The organism is Pantoea sp. ICBG 1758, assembly GCF_002928325.1.
Lineage (GTDB): Bacteria > Pseudomonadota > Gammaproteobacteria > Enterobacterales > Enterobacteriaceae > Pantoea > Pantoea eucrina.
This window is the reverse complement of record NZ_POWL01000006.1, coordinates 23427-40897: the sequence shown is the minus strand read 5'-3', so window position 1 is coordinate 40897 and position 17471 is coordinate 23427. Positions and strand designations below refer to the sequence as shown.

The 17471-nt window shown below is 53.0% G+C and carries 19 protein-coding genes; 7 read left to right on the top strand and 12 right to left on the bottom strand.

Annotated elements, in window-relative coordinates:
- Positions 1-59 precede the first annotated feature (59 nt).
- Positions 60-743 carry a haloacid dehalogenase type II gene (locus tag C1Y41_RS16935; protein WP_104085923.1) on the top strand — a complete coding sequence of 228 codons (684 nt, stop codon included), beginning with the start codon at positions 60-62 and terminating at the stop codon, positions 741-743.
- A 152-nt stretch (positions 744-895) separates the two neighbouring features.
- Here the strand turns inward: C1Y41_RS16935 and C1Y41_RS16930 are convergent, their stop codons facing one another.
- The 7 genes from C1Y41_RS16930 to C1Y41_RS16900 form a co-directional block, all read right to left on the bottom strand.
- Positions 896-1630: a GntR family transcriptional regulator gene (locus C1Y41_RS16930; RefSeq protein WP_065647994.1), complete on the bottom strand. Its 735-nt coding sequence runs from the start codon at positions 1628-1630 to the stop codon at positions 896-898.
- 101 nt (positions 1631-1731) lie between these two features.
- Positions 1732-2517, bottom strand: coding sequence for a fructoselysine 6-kinase (frlD, locus tag C1Y41_RS16925; protein ID WP_104085922.1), 786 nt, complete (start codon positions 2515-2517; stop codon positions 1732-1734).
- 143 nt (positions 2518-2660) lie between these two features.
- Positions 2661-3683, bottom strand: coding sequence for a fructoselysine 6-phosphate deglycase (frlB, locus tag C1Y41_RS16920; protein ID WP_104085921.1), 1023 nt, complete (start codon positions 3681-3683; stop codon positions 2661-2663).
- Between the two features lie 21 nt (positions 3684-3704).
- The gene (frlA, locus tag C1Y41_RS16915) at positions 3705-5042 is read right to left on the bottom strand and encodes a fructoselysine/psicoselysine transporter FrlA (RefSeq protein ID WP_065647991.1); all 1338 of its coding nucleotides are present in this window, start codon (positions 5040-5042) and stop codon (positions 3705-3707) included.
- A 673-nt stretch (positions 5043-5715) separates the two neighbouring features.
- Positions 5716-6447 carry a complement resistance protein TraT gene (traT, locus tag C1Y41_RS16910; protein WP_065647990.1) on the bottom strand — a complete coding sequence of 244 codons (732 nt, stop codon included), beginning with the start codon at positions 6445-6447 and terminating at the stop codon, positions 5716-5718.
- A 315-nt stretch (positions 6448-6762) separates the two neighbouring features.
- Positions 6763-8301 carry a methyl-accepting chemotaxis protein gene (locus tag C1Y41_RS16905; protein WP_104085920.1) on the bottom strand — a complete coding sequence of 513 codons (1539 nt, stop codon included), beginning with the start codon at positions 8299-8301 and terminating at the stop codon, positions 6763-6765.
- Between the two features lie 111 nt (positions 8302-8412).
- The gene (locus C1Y41_RS16900) at positions 8413-9213 is read right to left on the bottom strand and encodes a glucose 1-dehydrogenase (RefSeq protein WP_104085919.1); all 801 of its coding nucleotides are present in this window, start codon (positions 9211-9213) and stop codon (positions 8413-8415) included.
- Between the two features lie 211 nt (positions 9214-9424).
- Here C1Y41_RS16900 and C1Y41_RS16895 point away from each other — a divergent pair, with 211 nt between their 5' ends.
- The 3 genes from C1Y41_RS16895 to C1Y41_RS16885 all read left to right on the top strand — a co-directional run bounded on the left by C1Y41_RS16895 (position 9425) and on the right by C1Y41_RS16885 (position 10583).
- Positions 9425-9661, top strand: coding sequence for a DUF2171 domain-containing protein (locus C1Y41_RS16895; protein ID WP_065647987.1), 237 nt, complete (start codon positions 9425-9427; stop codon positions 9659-9661).
- 356 nt (positions 9662-10017) lie between these two features.
- Positions 10018-10263 carry a hypothetical protein gene (locus C1Y41_RS16890; protein WP_040113408.1) on the top strand — a complete coding sequence of 82 codons (246 nt, stop codon included), beginning with the start codon at positions 10018-10020 and terminating at the stop codon, positions 10261-10263.
- A 62-nt stretch (positions 10264-10325) separates the two neighbouring features.
- The gene (locus C1Y41_RS16885; protein ID WP_104085918.1) at positions 10326-10583 is read left to right on the top strand and encodes a hypothetical protein; all 258 of its coding nucleotides are present in this window, start codon (positions 10326-10328) and stop codon (positions 10581-10583) included.
- Positions 10584-10837: 254 nt separating this feature from the next.
- Here the strand turns inward: C1Y41_RS16885 and C1Y41_RS16875 are convergent, their stop codons facing one another.
- The 3 genes from C1Y41_RS16875 to ycgZ form a co-directional block, all read right to left on the bottom strand.
- Positions 10838-11095: a biofilm development regulator YmgB/AriR family protein gene (locus C1Y41_RS16875; protein ID WP_104085979.1), complete on the bottom strand. Its 258-nt coding sequence runs from the start codon at positions 11093-11095 to the stop codon at positions 10838-10840.
- Positions 11096-11235: 140 nt separating this feature from the next.
- A complete protein-coding gene (locus C1Y41_RS16870) occupies positions 11236-11502 on the bottom strand; it encodes a hypothetical protein (RefSeq protein WP_065647985.1) in 267 nt (88 codons plus the stop codon).
- Positions 11503-11609: 107 nt separating this feature from the next.
- A complete protein-coding gene (gene ycgZ, locus C1Y41_RS16865; RefSeq protein WP_065647984.1) occupies positions 11610-11852 on the bottom strand; it encodes a regulatory protein YcgZ in 243 nt (80 codons plus the stop codon).
- A gap of 433 nt (positions 11853-12285) precedes the next feature.
- Between ycgZ and C1Y41_RS16860 the strand changes: the two genes are divergently transcribed.
- From C1Y41_RS16860 to C1Y41_RS16850, 3 genes are all read left to right on the top strand, one after another.
- Positions 12286-12525, top strand: coding sequence for a biofilm development regulator YmgB/AriR family protein (locus C1Y41_RS16860; protein ID WP_104085916.1), 240 nt, complete (start codon positions 12286-12288; stop codon positions 12523-12525).
- Positions 12526-12703: 178 nt separating this feature from the next.
- Positions 12704-13291, top strand: coding sequence for a TetR/AcrR family transcriptional regulator (locus C1Y41_RS16855; protein WP_065647982.1), 588 nt, complete (start codon positions 12704-12706; stop codon positions 13289-13291).
- Positions 13291-14220, top strand: a complete 930-nt coding sequence (locus tag C1Y41_RS16850) for a DMT family transporter (RefSeq protein WP_084798743.1) — start codon at positions 13291-13293, stop codon at positions 14218-14220. Before C1Y41_RS16855 ends, C1Y41_RS16850 begins: the two co-directional genes overlap by 1 nt.
- Positions 14221-15162: 942 nt before the next feature.
- On the opposite strand, the gene traI is transcribed toward C1Y41_RS16850, so the two are convergent.
- Both traI and mobA read right to left on the bottom strand, forming a co-directional pair.
- Positions 15163-17124 carry a TraI/MobA(P) family conjugative relaxase gene (gene traI / locus C1Y41_RS16845; protein WP_104085915.1) on the bottom strand — a complete coding sequence of 654 codons (1962 nt, stop codon included), beginning with the start codon at positions 17122-17124 and terminating at the stop codon, positions 15163-15165.
- The gene (gene mobA, locus C1Y41_RS16840) at positions 17124-17465 is read right to left on the bottom strand and encodes a plasmid mobilization protein MobA (RefSeq protein ID WP_104085914.1); all 342 of its coding nucleotides are present in this window, start codon (positions 17463-17465) and stop codon (positions 17124-17126) included. The genes traI and mobA overlap by 1 nt, the downstream gene beginning before the upstream one ends.
- Positions 17466-17471: the final 6 nt, after the last annotated feature.

The following is a 17471-nucleotide window of genomic DNA, read 5'->3' as shown; positions in this document are numbered from 1 at the left end:
AGCCCGCACGTTATGCTCTGCAGCAATACGTTTTATGCAAAAAAGGTACGCAGATAAAAATGAAAGAGAGCACCCTGCTGGTATTTGATGTTAATGAAACGCTGCTCGATCTGACCTATCTGGATGATTTTTTTCTGGACACGTTTGGCGATACGCAGGTCATGCGTCAGTGGTTTGCAGAACAGATCCTCTACTCCCAGACGCTCACCTTAAGCGGACGCTATGTGCCATTTGGTGAACTGGCGGTTGCCGTGTTGAAAATGGTAGCCACCATCCGCAGTACAGCGCTCACTTCAGCACAGATAACGCAGTTTCAGGAGGAGATGGCGGCGTTACCCGCTCATCCTGATGCGCAGCCCGCGCTGGAAAAACTTCGTACTGCGGGTTTTGAAATGGTGACGTTCACGAACTCATCGGCAAAAGCGGGCAAAAAAGTGCTGGCGCAATCCGGACTGGCACAATTTTTTTCACAACAGTTCTCCGTTGAGCTGAGCGGCTGTTTCAAACCTGCCGCTGCCGCTTATGGGAGTGTCAGTCAGGCGCTGGATCGGCCTCCTGCTGCGCTCAGAATGATAGCCACGCACGCCTGGGATATTATTGGTGCCATGGCCTGTGGCTGGAAAGGCGCCCTGCTCACCCGCGCCGGTAACGCGCCGCTGTTGCTGGGCGAACAGCCCGATATCTGCGGGCCCGATTTACAGGCGATAGCAGAACAGATCATTGCGGCAGACAGGCGGGGATAAAACGGCGAGAAGGGTTACAGCTCGCCTGACTGATAAGCAGAAATATCCTGCGCTGCTGATGCTTGAGCACAAGGGCCGCTCAGGACATGAGCGGCATGCGGTTTTAAATAATCCGGCGACAGGAACCGTTAAGAGGGCTTCGGTTCTCTTTTTCATTTCTGGCGCTGGTTATCAATAGTCAGGCTGACCCGGTTGGCGCGGCAGAATAGCTCCGAATAGTGCACCGGTTTCGCATTCTGATCGAAAGCGATTTTGCTGATGCGGAACAGCGGCTCGCCCAGTTCACACTTCAGCCTTTGGGCCTCAGCTTTGGTGGCCATAAAAATATCGATGGTTTTTTTATCACTCACCACGCGGGTGTCGAATTTTTCCTGAAGCAGCTTATAAGTCGAGGCGCCTGCGGTATAAATTTCGTCAAAGGCCGGATAACGGGAAAGCGGGATCCAGGAGCTGTCGATAAACAGCGGCTCATCGTCGAGATACATGACCCGCATCAGGCGAAAAATTTCGCCGCCACCTGGTATATTCAGCCGTTCGCAGAATGGATCGGCACTGATGCGCTCCTGTTCGATAACCTCTTCCCGGGTTGGCTTACCCTGGGACACGCCAAAGTCAGTGAAACCACTTACCGTCAGCAGCGCATTCTCAACTTTTTTACTCTGTACAAAGGTGCCTTTGCCCTGCCAGCGCTGCAGCACGCCGTCGTTGACCAGATCGCTGATCGCTTTGCGAATGGTAATGCGGCTGACGTTATAGAGCGTGCACAACTCGCTTTCAGTCGGGATCTGCTGACCAGCCCGGTAGACTCCCTGCGCGATATCATCCAGCAGGCGCTGGCGCACAGTGGCGTAAAGGAGTTGATGGGAGTAGCGCTCCGTAGCTGGCATGAATCGACCCTGATGTTATAAAAGGAGTGGGGTTGATTATATGAGCGTTTCCGGATGAGTAACAGGCGCTGGCACGAGTAATGTTACGCCAGCGCCGGCGCTTACCACGCACCATGGTAGCCAATGGTGCGTGCAGCACACCGGGTACCCTGTTTCATGGCGTTCTGGAGCGGCAGCCCGTTAGCGATAGCGCACAGGAACCCGGCGATGTAGGAATCCCCGGCCCCCATGGTATCCACTACTTCGACGCGCTGCGGCGGTATCAGCCAGAACTGCGTGCCATCCCACGCCAGGCTGCCATTTTCTCCCAGCGTGGCGATCGCCACACCCGCGCCAAACTGCACCACGCTCTGCAGCCGGTCGCGCAACCACGGATTATCTTTATTTGCCGAAGCAAAAACAAAATCAAGATGTTCCGGTAGTGTGTGCCACAGCGGACTTTCCCATTTATCGGCAAAATCAAAAGACAGAATTTTGCCCGCCGCCTTCAGTGCAGGAAAAGCGGACTCTGCATGCCCCCAAATGGCAGAGTGGATAATGTCGAACTCCATCAGCCACGCCAGCTCCTGCTCACCGACGCGAAAGTCTGCCATTACACCTTCGGTATAATCACCGAGAAGGCGATCGTTATTCTGCAGCTCCACCTGGGTTTGCGCTGTGACACCGGGCATCACTCGCAGACGGGAAATATCCACGCCATGCTGCGCAAGGTCGCGACGCAGCATGGCACCGTAATCGTCCTCCCCTACCCAACTGACGCAGGCGGGCTGCATCCCGTAACGCGTGCTGTAAACCGCCACGTTAACAGCGTTGCCCCCGGAAAACGCTTTACCCAGCTGAGGATAGATATCTACGCAATTATCGCCTACCGTTGCCAGACGTTTCATTGTCCCTCCTGTGAGAGCGGCGCGCTCATAGTGCAATAGACCTGCGCCAGCGCTAAACGCTGATGTTCGCAGGCAACCCTACCCGTTTTCATCTCTCTGTTCCTTGCTGTGCTGCCCGGCCTGTATAGAGGCCGGGCAGGAGATTAATATTCGACGAGGCCACCGTAGTAACGGCGATCGTCCGGGTTGTGATCTTTGTAAATAGAGAGGTAGTAACAGAGCCACTCCATCGGAACGAACATCAGGAACGGCGCGAGCCACGGGTGTAGTCCCTGAGCGATGTCGGCATAGTCGATCACAATCACGTTATCGGTACGCTCACGCACGAAACGGATGGCGCGCTCCGTGGTGTGACGACTCTCGTCATTACCCAGCAGGAACAGAAACGGAACGCCCGGCTCAACGATTTCCAGCGGGCCGTGACGAAACTCGCCGCTCTCGATCACTGAGCCATGGGTCCAGGTAAACTCCATCAGCGTCACAATCCCCTCTTTATAACTCAGCGGACGCAGCGGACCGGCGGCAACGGTATAGATCATCGGCCACTGCGAGGCCTGTTCGCCAAGCTGACGTCCTTTTTCCTCCCAGGTGCGCACCAGATGCCCGAGCGCCTGCGGAAGTTTGCGCAGATCGTTTTTGATTTTGCCGATTTCGGTATGCGGCGCGAGGCGCGTAATCATCTCCAGCACCACGCTGTAGCACAGCAGCAGATGGATTTCCCAGATGCAGTCTGCTTCATACGCCACCACATGCTGAGCAGCCTGATTAACAGGACTGTCTGTACGTTTGGTAAAGGCGGCGGTCAGCGCGCCACACGCTGCGCCCAGCTCAAGCGCCTGAATGACCTCCTCAGTTTTACCGTAATCAGAGACTCCGATTACCGCACAGCGTGAGTCCAGTCGATGCGGGGTGTTATCACAGAATTCCCAGCCAGAAAGCGCGTATACCTGAAGGCCGGAGAAACGATCTGCGAGATGCTTTGCCGTCTGCGCTGCATTCAGCGGGGAACCGCAGGCGACAAAGTAAATGCGATCTACGCCACGCCCGATCATTTCATCAACAATGGCATGTACGCGGGGAACGTCTTTCTCAAGCACCTTCTCCACTTCACTGACCATATTTTCAGTTACCAGGAAATCCACCGTGTTTTTATCAATATTCAGCATGCAATAACTCTCCAGACAGGGTTAAGAAACATGAGCCAGACGGCGGTTGCGCTTTTCCCAGAAGGCATAAGCGGGCAGGCCGGTAGCGATAACAATCAGGGCACAGACCAGCCCCGGGACGGGTGCCCACACAAAGGTGGAAGCAACAAGAATTAAGCTCGAGGCGATAGCAGCAAAGGCCATCAGGCCAAATGCCGGGGTGCGCCATAGCGGTTTATAGTCTTCACGCTTGCGGCACCAGATGATCGAGGCGAAGGTCAGGGTGTTTTTGAAGCACATCACCAGCGTGAAGTAGCCGAGCAGGCTGGTCAGGTCAGAGACAAAGATAAAGAAGATGCCGAGGGCGCACTGCAGGATAATAGAGACATCCGGCGTATTGTATTTCGGATGTACGTGCCCGAAACTTTTGAAAAACAGATTATCTTTCGCCATCGCGTACTCGAGGCGCGGCTGATACATCACGCAGCTGGAAAGCGAGCCCAGAATCACGATGATGGCAGTGATGGCGACAAAGATGCCCGCTACGCTACCGAGCGCCGGAATATAGGTGAGTGCGTCGGAAATGGGTGTCCCTGAAGCGGAGAGTTTGTCAAACGGCATCAGGCCTGTGATCACCAGTGCCAGCAGTGAATAGAGTGCTAACACCAGTAAACAGGAGCCGATCAGCGCTCGCGGCATCGTCTTACCGGGATTTTTGATCTCTCCGGTCATGTAGCAAATAGAGGCCATACCGGTATATGACCAGCTGGTGGCGGAAATCCCGGCCAGCAGGGCCATGATCCCTGCCGCCGTACCGGTGGTGGCGGTCGCGGGTGCGCTAAAGTTATCCCCTTTTAGCCAGAACACGCCGATGCCAATCACAATGGCAAACGGGATGATTTTAGCGATGGTGATCAGCGTCTGAAAGGTTGCGCCGCCCTCAACCGACCGCAGGTGCAGCAGCATAAATGCCAGAATAAGACCGGTGGCAATGAGTTTCCCGATGAACGGGTCGATTGGTATCAGAAAGGCCATATTACCGACAATCGCCAGCGCCATAATAGAGAGTGACGGCGCATCGTTTGCCCAGAAACTGGCCCACCCGGAAAGAAACGCCAGCGGACGGCTGCCCGCGTTTTTCAGATACACATAATCAGCGCCATTTTCCGGATAGGCGGTAGAGAGCTCCGCATACACGCACATCTGCGGGATAACAATCAGTCCGCCAATAACAAAAGCAAGTACGGTAAGCCATGGAGAACCTGCCGCTTTTGCTACTTCACCAACCGAAACGAAAATACCTGAACCCACGGTCGTTCCGACGGAAATGGCCAGCACGGCCCAAAAGCCGAGTTTGCGTTGGAGTTCCTGGCTTTCCATATCGTTACCTTTTTAATGATTAAATGGAGTTGTAGGGTTAAGTGCGCCTGAATGAAGGCAGCAGGTCACCGCACTATCTGTGTACAAGATGGCGGGAGTGCGCTTTGCTGTATTTCATTATGGGATGACGCATGACGAATATAACAACATATAATGAATTGCATTGGCGAAGCAGATCACAAAATCGTCACTTGCGCTAAAGCAGTTACGCGATTATTGATTAAGCAACTGATAATGCAGTTGTTTTGATATCTGGCGCATGAGGACGATTAAATGCAGAAAGCGGGGTATGGCAGGTTGCTGTCTGTGTTCCTGAAAGCAGACTCTGGTGGCAATAGACAAAACATTCTCTGTCGCAGGTGCGTCCGGAAGCGTAACGGTCAGACTAAATAAGTGACAATTCCTTTCCTGTCAGACGATTTTTTAGTTACAGCACTCTTTTACCTGTTCCACTCATTCCGGCCCTTCGGGCCGGGCGCGGCGGCGAGTCAGGAGGGGCAACCCTGTTTCAGATCTGTACCTGAGGTTGAAAGGGTCAGAGAGGGGCAGTGTGCGTCAGACCGGTACCAGTTAGTGTTTCATGTTAAGGGATGCTGTAACTATTCAGGACGTATATTCAAAGTTACACAGTTATAATTTGCCGCCGGCCGGAAAGCACCAGCGGCACCCGTGATTACATGATGCCTGCCACGGATTTCGCCAGCTGCGCTTCCAGCACCGGCTTCGCTTCTTCAAACTTGAGATTGACCTTGTTGGCGTTGGACACCACGCGCGTCTGATACTTCATGCGGTTGCCCTCTTCGCTGCTGGTCTGCAACTTAATGCCCGATGTGCCCTGACGCAGTGCGGCAATGTTGTCAGTGGTCACGGCGTTTTTACTGCGTTCGGAGATCTGCAGATCGGTCACCATGGTGAAGTTAACATCTTCAATCAGCGCATCGGCTGCCATTCCTGCCAGGCCTGCGGCCAGACCGACGCCAAGCATCGCACCACCCGAGTTACCGTTATAGGCCGTAATGCCGGCACCCAGCGCTGCACCGGTAACCGCGCCTTCATAGCCGGTCGCCAGGAAGCCCTGCGACTGGCGCAGATCCATTTTTTCCGCCTTCAGCACGTTAGCCTGAATCCAGTAGAACGCGGTATCGGGCGAGGATGTGACAGTATACCCTTTAGCCTGCAGGTCCTGCGCCAGCAGCGACTGCAGATCGCTCATATCTTTGTCAGAGGTATTACGCACCTGCAGATAGACCGTTTTCTGACTGGAAGGCTCAAGCCATACCGTCTGGCTCATCTGCGTTTTAACTTCAAGATTGCGCTTTTTGATGGCGGTAGTCATGGCGCTGCAGCCGGAAAGAACGATGCAGGAGGCGACGACGGCCGCCACCAGGGGTTTACGATGGTTCATTTACTGCTCCCTGAGAAGAATTAACTGCGGCGCACTCTTGCCCGCAGCACACCTGTAAAACAGGCGCAAACGTACCGGTTTGCGCTAAGGTGGCAGGGAGGAATATCGGCAAAGCGTAAGATAAATTTACGCTTTGAAGAAAATAAATTTGTCAAAAAGGCACCACTATTTCTAATACATTGAAATAGTAGCTTTTTATAGATGAATTTTCAGATGTGCTCTTTTAATCATTAATAGTGAAGCAGTGTTCACAAAAGGTTCTGTATTGTGGTCTGAGAGATTGCCAGCCCCTTAAAAAGAGCCGGCACGGGGCGCTTATGCCAGATGGAAAGTGGAAACTGAACGGGTCAGATACTGTACCTGCTCTTCAAGCGATGCTGACGCAGCCGCTGACTCCTGTACCAGTGCAGCGTTCTGCTGCGTGACAGAGTCCATTTCAGTCACCGCTTTCTCAATCTGACCGATGCCGCGACTCTGTTCACCTGACGCCACGGAAATATGCTCCATCAAAAGGTTAACGCGGCTTACCGACGCGATGATAGCGCTCATCGCCTCCCCGGTGCGGCTGACCTGCTCCGAGCCGGTGTGGATAATCGCTACCGACTCTGCAATCAGCGTCTCTATCTCTTTGGCTGCCAGCGCGCTGCGCTGTGCCAGATTGCGGACCTCTCCGGCAACCACTGCAAACCCCCTGCCCTGCTCACCCGCTCGCGCTGCTTCCACAGCGGCGTTCAGCGCAAGGATGTTGGTCTGAAACGCGATCCCGTTGATCACCGAGATGATCTCTTCGATTTTTTTCGAGCTGGCGTTGATCAGGTCCATCGACACAATCACCTCACGCGAGACTTTTTCACCTGTTTCCGCATTTTGCACCGCCTCGCCTGTCAGGCGGCAGGCTTCAAAGACGTTGTCAGTGTTCTGCTTCACCGTAGCACCCAGCTGTTCCATGCTGGCCGCGGTTTCCGTCAGCGCCGCAGCCTGCTGCTCAGTGCGCGAGGCCAGGTCAACGTTTCCGGCTGCGATTTCGCCCGAGGCGGTGGAGACCGAATGCGCGGAGTCACGTACCTGCATAATGATTTGTGTCAGGGCGAGACGCATCGCTTCCAGCGAGCCCATCAGACTCTGAATTTCACTGCGCGACGCGCCCTTTGCCGGAACAGGGCGGTTAAGCTCGCCGGCGGCGATCAAATCGCAATGCTGTTTTGCCATGCTGAGCGGCAGCAGCACAAAGCGATGCATCAGCAGTGAAATCACAACAATGATGCCGACAAACAGCGCACCAAACAGCACCAGCAACATCAGGCCGGAGTGAAAGTGACGTTGTGCGTCATCATTGAGCTGGCGTGCATAAGCTTCATGCTGCGCCAGTACCTTATCGAGGATAATTTCATACTGGCGATCGAGACGGACGACGGTCGGGATTTGCGCTTTAAAGCGTGCCTGATCGTACGCTTCAGCGGCCGCCACCAGCGGCCGGATCCCTTCATCGCGATAGCTGAGATAAGCCTGCCGGTAAGCTTCTGCTTCTGCTGCCTCACCGGCCAGACGCGGGGCATCCATATAGGCCTGAAATGCCGCGTCTGCTTTGACAGCCACCGCTTTAACACTCTCAAGTGACGCTGCTGATGCGGTATCGTCCCCCTCGCTCGCTTTCATATATTCCATCACCCTGACGCGCAGCGTACGGCTGTGGTTGATAGGATCGATAACGGAGAGCACTACGCGGATCTCTTTGTTAACGGCGGTCAGCGAGGCGTTACTGCGCACCAGCAGCCAGCTGCTGATGGCCACGCTGGCCAGAAACAGTACCAGCATCGTGAGGAACACCAGCAGTGAGGATTTTTTCAGCGACATAATTAACTTCCGGTTGAAGGTGGAGAGTTAGTTATATCGGCCCGGCGACGCAACTCATTAGCCGTGAAAGTGTCGCAATCGACTGATTGCGACAGCGTAATTGGTAAGTGCTTAACCGTTATCGCGAAAGCCAGGATAGAGACTCATCCCGCCATCAATAAACAGCGTGGTGCCATGCACGTAGTCGGATAAATCGCTGGCCAGCCATATCACCGCATTACCCACATCTTCCGGATCGCCTACCCGGCCATAGGGAATGAGCTGCAGCAGCTTTTTCTCCGCGTCGCCCTCCGTGGCTTCGGTATTGATTGGGGTTCTGATGGCCCCCGGAGCAATCGAATTAATGCGAATGCACTCCTCACCCACCTCCTGCGCCAGGCTACGCATCAGCAGATCGACACCCCCTTTAGAGGCGGCATAGTTGATATGGCCAGCCCAAGGGATGAGCTGATGAACCGAACTCATATGAATGATTTTTCCGGCAGCGCGGCTCACGTCCAGACGTTTCTCCTGCTGGCGAAACTGACGCAGCGCTGCCCGGGCACAGAGAAACTGACCGGTGAGATTAACCTGGATAACTTTGTTCCACTCCTCCAGCGTCATCTCGCTGGCTGGCGCATCGCGCTGCAGTCCGGAGTTCGCGACCAGGATATCCAGCCGCCCAAAATGGTTGATGGTTTCAGCAAACAGCGCCTCTACGGCTTTTTCATCAGAGACATCACCCCCTACCGCCACCGCCTTACCGCCGCGCTGCCGGATCGCTTCTGCCAGCGCCTCGGCAGGCTCCTGCTGGCTATTATAGTTGACTACCACCGCTGCACCCGCCGCAGCCAGCGCTTCGGCGCAGGCGTAGCCAAGCCCTGAACTGGCGCCGGTAACCAGCGCAACCTGTTTCTCCAGTGATATCTGCATGCTGTTAATTCCCGTTATGAACAGAGAGGAGGCTGGCAGCGCGTGCCGCCAGCGGCTACAGGAAATCATAGTCGGCGCAGCAGAATTGGTCGCGTCACGGTTCGCCTAAATATTTCATTCTGTAAATTACTGGAAATCTGCGGATTAATAACCAGACTTAAGCAGTCCGGCAGCAGAACTGCTGCATTTACATTCACAGAGCGGAGGCAATATGGTAAGCAAATCAGAAATCCTGGATCACGCACAGGTTGTTGACGTCAACGGTGAGCACGTGGGCATTGTCGATCACTTCGAAGGCGAAGATAAAATCAAACTGGCGAAAAGCGATCCGGAAGCGGGCGGTAAGCACCACATCATCCCATTCAGCTGGGTTAAAGAAGTTGATGATAATAAAGTCATTCTTTCCAAATCAAAGGATGACGTTGAAGCCGAGTGGCAGAGCGCATAATCTGTTGTCGGACCGCAGCAGCCCTGCTGCGGTCTGGTTTTTACACGTGTGAAGAGCCCAATACCGGCTGATTCAAAAAGCATTGCTTCTGATACGAAAAGAACTCACGATCCAATCGATAATATCCTTCGACTCTCCTGACAGAATCCTCTCCCGCTACTCCGGCCTCTGAAAAGTCCAATGGCAGAATCCGACTTTTCATTTAATAGATCTGCTGCTTTTACGCTTCACAACATCCTGCTGTGTGCATCACAACGTAACGCAGGCTTTGGTTTCCGCCACGCTTCTGGCTATGATGACATCCAGTCACGACGTAGGTAGAGCCGTAAAGCGTCAGAGCAACACAGGAGGCAGCGATGCTTAGCGACGAACGCCTGCAATATATAGCAGGTAACCCTGATAATAATTCCCCAGAAGCCGTTGAAATGGCGCGCGAAATATTGCGTTATCGCCGCGCACTGGCAGAGCCCTATGCCATTATCGAGCCTTTGGGTATGCAATATCTGGGGGATGGTAACGGCGCCATGGTATTTCCGCCCCGTTATCGTGAAAGAAACGATATCAATCTTTATCGTCTTGATGAAAATGAGATGGCTGACTGAGCCTGACAACGCCTCAATGCCCTGTGATAGACTCGCCGGGAAACCTGCAGCCGGACCGCGTAATGAAAAGTGACCTAGAAGAAAAACTGGCAGAAATAATTATCGGCGAAACAGTAACGGAGCTGCTTGATGCTGGCACTACTATATCCCTGCAAACGCTGCTGGATCGGCTGTATGACAAAGTCAGCAGCAGCGCTGATGAAACCTATCTGCGCGCAGCATTACATGTTATTGACGGCATCAGACGCGAAATGCAGTTAACAACAGCTGTTGAGGCTGATAGCGCTGCATCTCACACGGCAGAAGATAACGTGCATTAAGGCAGCGGGCCTTAGCTGCAAAAACTCACATCGGAATTATCCTTTTGTCTCATCTGCTCCAGGCAGATCGCGTAATCCGTGCCAGGCTTATTTAACGTTAAAGCCGTTACTGATAGGGAGAGAATGATGATGAAGGTGTGGATTGCTATTACGTTGATCGCTGCAGCGAGCTGCTCAGTATGGGCTTCAAAGGGTGGTTTTGAGACCTCAGCAGCCATTCCTGCCGCACAGAGCGTGCAGCAGGAATAAAAATCTTAAATACCTTCGTCGTCCGGTGTGCGTCCGACCACTATCTCCAGCGCATTACGCAGTACATCAAGGTGTACAATGTCTGATGTGCTTTCCAGCTCGGCGATAAGATACAGGATAATGGTTTTGCTGGTGACGCGTTTGCCGTGCACAACAATATCGCGGATGACCGCATCCAGCACGGCTGTTTCAGCAACCAGCTTCTCGCCAGCGTGACGAAAATGGTGAATGATGTCGGCTTCGGTCGTTTGGGTGTGCTGCATTTCTTGCTGCATAGTCTTTCCGTTTAATTCCGCACCAGCGGCTGAGTTACCAGGCTAACTGCCTGAAATAAAGACGGCCATCCGCAGATGGCCGCATCCTGCGGGCTTATTGCCACACTTCGCTTGCGCGAATATATCTCTTAATGCTTTTTACTGCCTGCCTGAACCGACTGTAGCGCCATCACCGGCATATCCTGAGTCTGCCGCGCGCGCGGAAACTCTTTTGCTACTTCATCCAGTGCACACTGCAGTGCCGCCAGCCGTTCAGGATGTGACTCCAGCGCTGCCATTCGCTTCAGAGTAGCAACCAGAGCGGTTGAATTGATACGGCCGGCATCACCGAGCAGTAATGTTACTGCTTCGCCGATAACGATATCAGTCAGTCTTTCCAGGTTACTTCGTTGCATACCCGCTTCTTATATTTGCGTGCCTGCTCCGGCAGTGATATCTGGCTGCCAGTCCGGACAGCCCTGAAAGTGCTGCAGGATAAACTGAACACGCGGTTGAAGGCGTCTCAGCGATCAAACAGCAGCCCGATAAGCGCCTGGTAGTGACGCTCTTCTTCCACACTCGCTGCGACCTCCAGACGACGTAAGAGCTTTGAACAGATCGCTTTGCGATTAAGATTTTTACCCGCACGCAGGATTTCTACCACAATCTGGCCCAATGTTTCCTGCTGTCCCGGTACGGAAACCTTGCTGAAGTAATGGGCAATATCATTTGCTGTAGTTGGATAGTTCGCAATGTCCTGGCGCATGGGGAACCTCTGTAATGGTTGAAATATACTCATCGCTCAATGAGCGTAAAGTTATACAACATTGATAAACTTGTACAGCGATTGTGTATATCCCCTGGCTTGATTTTTTTGCAAAAAATGCTAAGCACTATTTATCATGGGGTTATAAATGAAAATAAGGATAAGTAAGTTGTACAGCTATATCAGCAGCTTCGATAAAAAAGCAGTAACTGATGCAGAAAGCTTGTAGGCAATGCTTTGTCTTCAGAAAGAGGATGCTATCCCTGCATGAATTGTTAATCATCAGAAAAATAAATTGTATAGGTGACTGTAACTTATAGATATTTATTAGATCCAGACCAGTCTGCGGCCGCTCTTACAAATCAACGCTGTACACATCGCTACGCATCGTTTACTTTGCGCACGACCCCTCTATTAACTTTCAGGTATTTCAATGCGCCAGGACGGACTGCCTTCTGAAAATACAATCGGGCTGACTGGCTACTTCAGCAGGGTAACGCACCCCTGCCAGATTGAAATGCTGGGCAGGATCACTGTCGAAATCCTTCGTCAGGAGCGACGTCTTACCCGAACTGCAGTGTGCCTTAAATTGATCGGCTGGCTGGACAGCACCGAGGATGCCGCAGAGGCTGCGCATCTGCGCGAGCTGCTCGCTATGCTGTTTGGCCGTTAATAACGTTAATCATGCTGCCAGCCCGCTTTTGCGGGCTGTTTTGTATTCACTTTTTTCCGCCTGCCCTTTGTTAACGGGATAAAAAAGTCATTCACTCCGCTGAATGCCTCCTGGGGTTGCCATACACTTGTGAGTAGGTAGACTAGTCTACCTACTCACAACGCCATTGGGGCTGACAATGACGCAACAGTCTGCTGATTCAGAAACGGCTTATGAAAAGCTACTCAACGCCGCACGCATTCTTTTTTACAACCACGGAATAGGCGGCACAGGCATTGATGCGATTGTGAAACGGGCTGGCGTCGCAAAGAAAAGCCTGTACAACAACTTTGCCTCTAAAGATGAACTGGTAGCAGCTTATCTCAGGGTGCGGCATGAAGAGTGGCTGGCGCTGTATGAAAAGCGGCGTCAGATCGCTACGACGCCCCGGGAGCGGGTTCTGGCCGTCTTTAAAGCGTATGAAGATCACGCTGAGTATGCTTATGAACACGGCTTTCGCGGCTGCGGGCTGCTGAATGCCGCTGCAGAGTTGCCTGCCGGAGCACCGGGACGCCAGGCTGTACGTGAACACAAAGAGGAAGTTGAAGCGATTCTGGCTTCGCATCTGGCTGAGCTGATACACGGAGAGGAAAAAAATGCCGGCCTGGTGGCAAAGCATTTCGCCTTCCTGCTGGAAGGCAGCATCTCCCGGGCAGGCCTGGAAGGGAGCAGTCACTGTGTGGCACAGGCCCGCGCGATGGCTGAACAGATGATGGAGGCGTGCTGATGCTTTCATCGGGACAACGGCTGGGCGGCATAACGGGCGTGCTGGTGGCCGCCATCCTCTGGGGTACCACCGGCACGGCGGCTACCTTCGCCCCTGAGCTGAGTCCGCTGGCGATTGGGGCCGTAGCGATGGGCATCGGCGGTTTATTACAGGGGCTTATTGCGGCTGGCACACTTCTTCGTCAGCGCCGGCTTATTGCCGCACAGTGGCACTTTCTGGTCACCGGCGCGCTCGCGGTTGCCGTGTATCCCCTTGCCTTCTATGCCTCAATGCGTTATGCCGGCGTCACAACTGGCACGGTGATTTCGATTGGTTCGGCTCCGCTTCTTTCAGCTCTGATTGAGTATCGCTTCGACGGCGGGCGCCTGACAAAGCAGTGGCTGTGCGGCGCAGTGCCGGGGATCGCCGGAATGATACTGCTCTGCCTGGCGCAGAGCAGCGGAGAGGCTGAGGCTGCCGGCAACGAACACGCCCTGAGCGGTATCGCTCTGGGTCTGCTGGCAGGGTTTACCTACGCGTTCTATTCGTGGTCGGCGCGACGCCTGATGCAGGCGGGTGTGGCATCCGGCGCGGCCATGGGAGCAACGTTTGGTGCGGGCGGCATCCTGCTGATGCCCGTACTGTTTATGACGGGTGCTCCGCTACTGGCGAGCTGGAACACTGCGGCTGTCGGGATCTACATGGCCCTGATCCCGATGTTTGTCGGCTATCTCTGCTACGGCTATGGCCTGGCGCGTATCCCCGCCAGCATGGCCACCACCATCACCCTGCTCGAACCGGTGATTGCGGCGTTGCTGGCGGTTCTGCTGGTGGGTGAAAGGCTGCCCTTTGCCGGCTGGGCAGGTGTCAGTCTGATCGTCGTCTGCCTCGGCATTATTACCGCGCCGGCAAAGAAGCATTTGCTCAAAGATCCCCGTTTATTAAGTTAATAACAACTGGTACAGGTATCAAGGCGAGAATGAACTCTCGCCTTGATAAATTCAATTTCGCTAACATAAAGGGGGAAATTTCATAATGGCAATGGCAGCACTTAAAACATTATAATTAGATATGATGCCGCCACCAATCATAAATAAATTTAAACCACCTTCAACTTAACACGTGAGTTAATAAAACATCCTTTTACCTACGCACTTCTATGATTGAATTCATAATTAATAACTCCATTTTAAGGTAATTTCTGCCACCCCCTTAGCTTTACAGAATTTCAATAAGTTAAAATAAAAACCATAATAAACATAAAGCCAAATAAAATATATAACAACAAAACTAACCAAGCGCTTTATTGATCTTCATGTTTATTATTAACACCATTGAAATTAGCAAGAAATTAAAAAAAACCAAACCACTTTATAATAATGCATATAGGAACAAGGCTTGGATGTTAGGATTCAGCACATTGATAATAAATAAAAAATAAAAAAACCTATAACTGATGGGACGAATAAAAAAAATCAAAAAAATATCAAGAACAGCAAGATGTTGACAAAAAAACAAAAAACCCAACCCCCTAATAATTCAAACTTATCGGCGAGAAAAAAATTAAGCCATTTGATAACACCCTAATTGATTAGAGATCGAAAATATTAAAAACACCATTAAGCATCGGGAAATATTAATATATTGGCGCTACATCTTAGACTTACCAGCATAAAAAAATTAGCTCCTGCACAATACCGGTTTATTTTAGCAACCTAATTTTTAATAACGCTAGGAAATAACTTGTAAACAGCTTCAAATGAATAGGATCCACGGCAGCCATGGCAGCCTCCTCAACAGGTTGTAATGGTTAGCTGGTTGTAGAGGGGTTCAGCCTGTGCAATCAGCGACTAAGTACTTCAGTTTGAGTTATGTCTTCGCTATTACTCTCCTCACGGTCGTGGTAAATCTTTAGGTAACGGACGGACTGCATCGTCCATCCTGCTCTGATATTCAGTATGACTTGCTTCCGCCCTGACGTCCTGACCGCTCAGATGACGCTCAGTTGCGCGCACGTTTGCCATGTGCTGCTGATCGCTGACGCTGAAAGAATGTTCGTCCCGTTTCGTGACGTTTCTCACCGCGCCGGCATAAAGCACGCGGTTAACGGCAGCCGGGTCCCCCTGTAAAACAGTATTCTCACCGCTGCGCCAGGCAATCAGTTCGGCAGCCAGATCGTTGTTATGACGGTCAGACGCTGCGTCAGCGGCTGCGTAAACCTCAACCCTGTTGCCAAAGTCGGTTACTGCAGGTTTACCGTCGCGCAGATAGGTCACCGTACCGTCTCGTAATAACGCTGTGTCATGCGCGCTGGATTTGAATGTCGGTACGTCTTCAGCCGGCCCGAAATGAATAACAGCGTTTGGCTCCGGCCAGGCAGATTGACGTTTAGACGCTGCACGCTTTTCACGATAGGCCCATCCGCGCATCTGACTGATTGCGGCGACGTCGCCGTTAAGCGCTTCCTGTTCAACCCACGACTTCCAGGTCAGGTGACGCGCCTGTCCGGTTTCTTTCAGCGTCTGCCGCTCTTCACGCAGCTGCAGTCTCAGCTCTGCTGCTGCCTTCATCTTCTCAAACTCAGCAACCCGATACATCAGCCTGCGCATCAGCGGATCCCGGACGGCCTGACGCACGTTCGCCTTCGTAGCCACGCAGTGAGCGGATATCTGCCGGAAGCGTTCGCCCGCGCGCAGGTCGGGTCTTTCCCAGCCGGCGCGATAAGCATCATAGCGCGTGCGCAGGATGTCGCGGGCAACGGCTCTCGCTTCGCGACGTTCACGGCGGTCCTCTCCGTCACGGACGTGCAGCTGCGGCAGATAAAACTTATCAACCATGAGCATGCCGGCCTCATGATTTTCCGGGTCGGATGCGGGCGGTGCGGGCAGGAAACTGCCGTGCTTTGCTTCCATCGCCTGCAGACCGATAGCCGGATGAATGTCTGATGCTTTCACGCTGATGCTGTCAGGATTGAGCAGATCGAAAACGGCGAGGCCGCCGTTCTGTTCCCGCACGCCAAGCCCGCGTGTATACATGACGTTGTGAAGCAGCGGCCAGCTGAGACTGCCCTCTTCGGACAGGTCGCTGATCATCTGACGCGTCTCGCGAACGGCGTAGCCGTGAAGGCTTTCCTTATCGGAAAAGATTTCTCTTTTAGCTGCGCCGCGCGGCGCTGAAGGCAGCGCACGACGCGTGCGGTACAGGCTGCCGTCCCCGCTCATTTCCCAGCTGCCGTTGTCCACGTTGAAGCCTAAATCGCGCTCCAGCACGCGGCAGGCTTTCTGCAGCGTGTCTGCATCGTTCCACATATTCTGTGCGCGGAACGTGACCGGATGAACGCGGTTAGCGGACACGTGACAGTGAACGTTATCGGTATCTTTATGAATCGCGGCAACGTACTGATGATCTGCCATCCCCAGCTGCGCCATGCTGTAGCGCACTGAGGTAAAGACGGCGTCAGGAGAAGGATTTTCGTCGCTCTGCCACGAGAGAATAAAGTGATAAACCGCATCCTTACAGTGGCGGTTCTGCATCGCGGTCATGTTCATTTCTGACGCTGCGGCTTCAAGCGAAAAGCAGTTGGTTTCGCACAACACTTCACCTGAAAGCACGCGCTGAATGCCCTCAGGTGAAATGCTGATAATTTCAGAAGCAGGCGATATGTTCTTACGGCCCACGTAGTCAACAAGCTGGCCAAAGCCCGGAGTCGCCGTAGAACCGGCATTCGGGGTATGCGCAGGCTCAGGCTGCACCTGTTCAGCATTTTTGTTTTCTTCGCGCGTGCTGACGTATTCAACGAGCTTTCTGAAGCTGGTCTTTTTGTCGCGACGTTTTGGCGGGATGATGACGTTCATCAGTCCTTGATTTCCTCTGCCGGAACCGGCGCCATGTCCAGCGCATTGATGGCGTAAGTGATGCTGGTCAGTACGCCGGAAAACTGCTGGCTGAGTTCGGTTGTCATGTTGTCCTTCATCTGGGTATAGAGGTGCTTTTGCAGACCACCCAGGCGGAGAAGTTCGTTCATCATCCGGATATCCGTACGCACCATAATGCGGCGGCTCAGAGCGGTGCGCCGCAGGTACTCAGACGTTGTAAGTCCGGCAGCGACAGCCTTTGCCTTAATAGCTTCAGCCTCAGCTTCCGTACAGCGAAGCTGAATGAGTGTGTTCTTCTGACGCTTCTCACTTTTCGACATAACTCA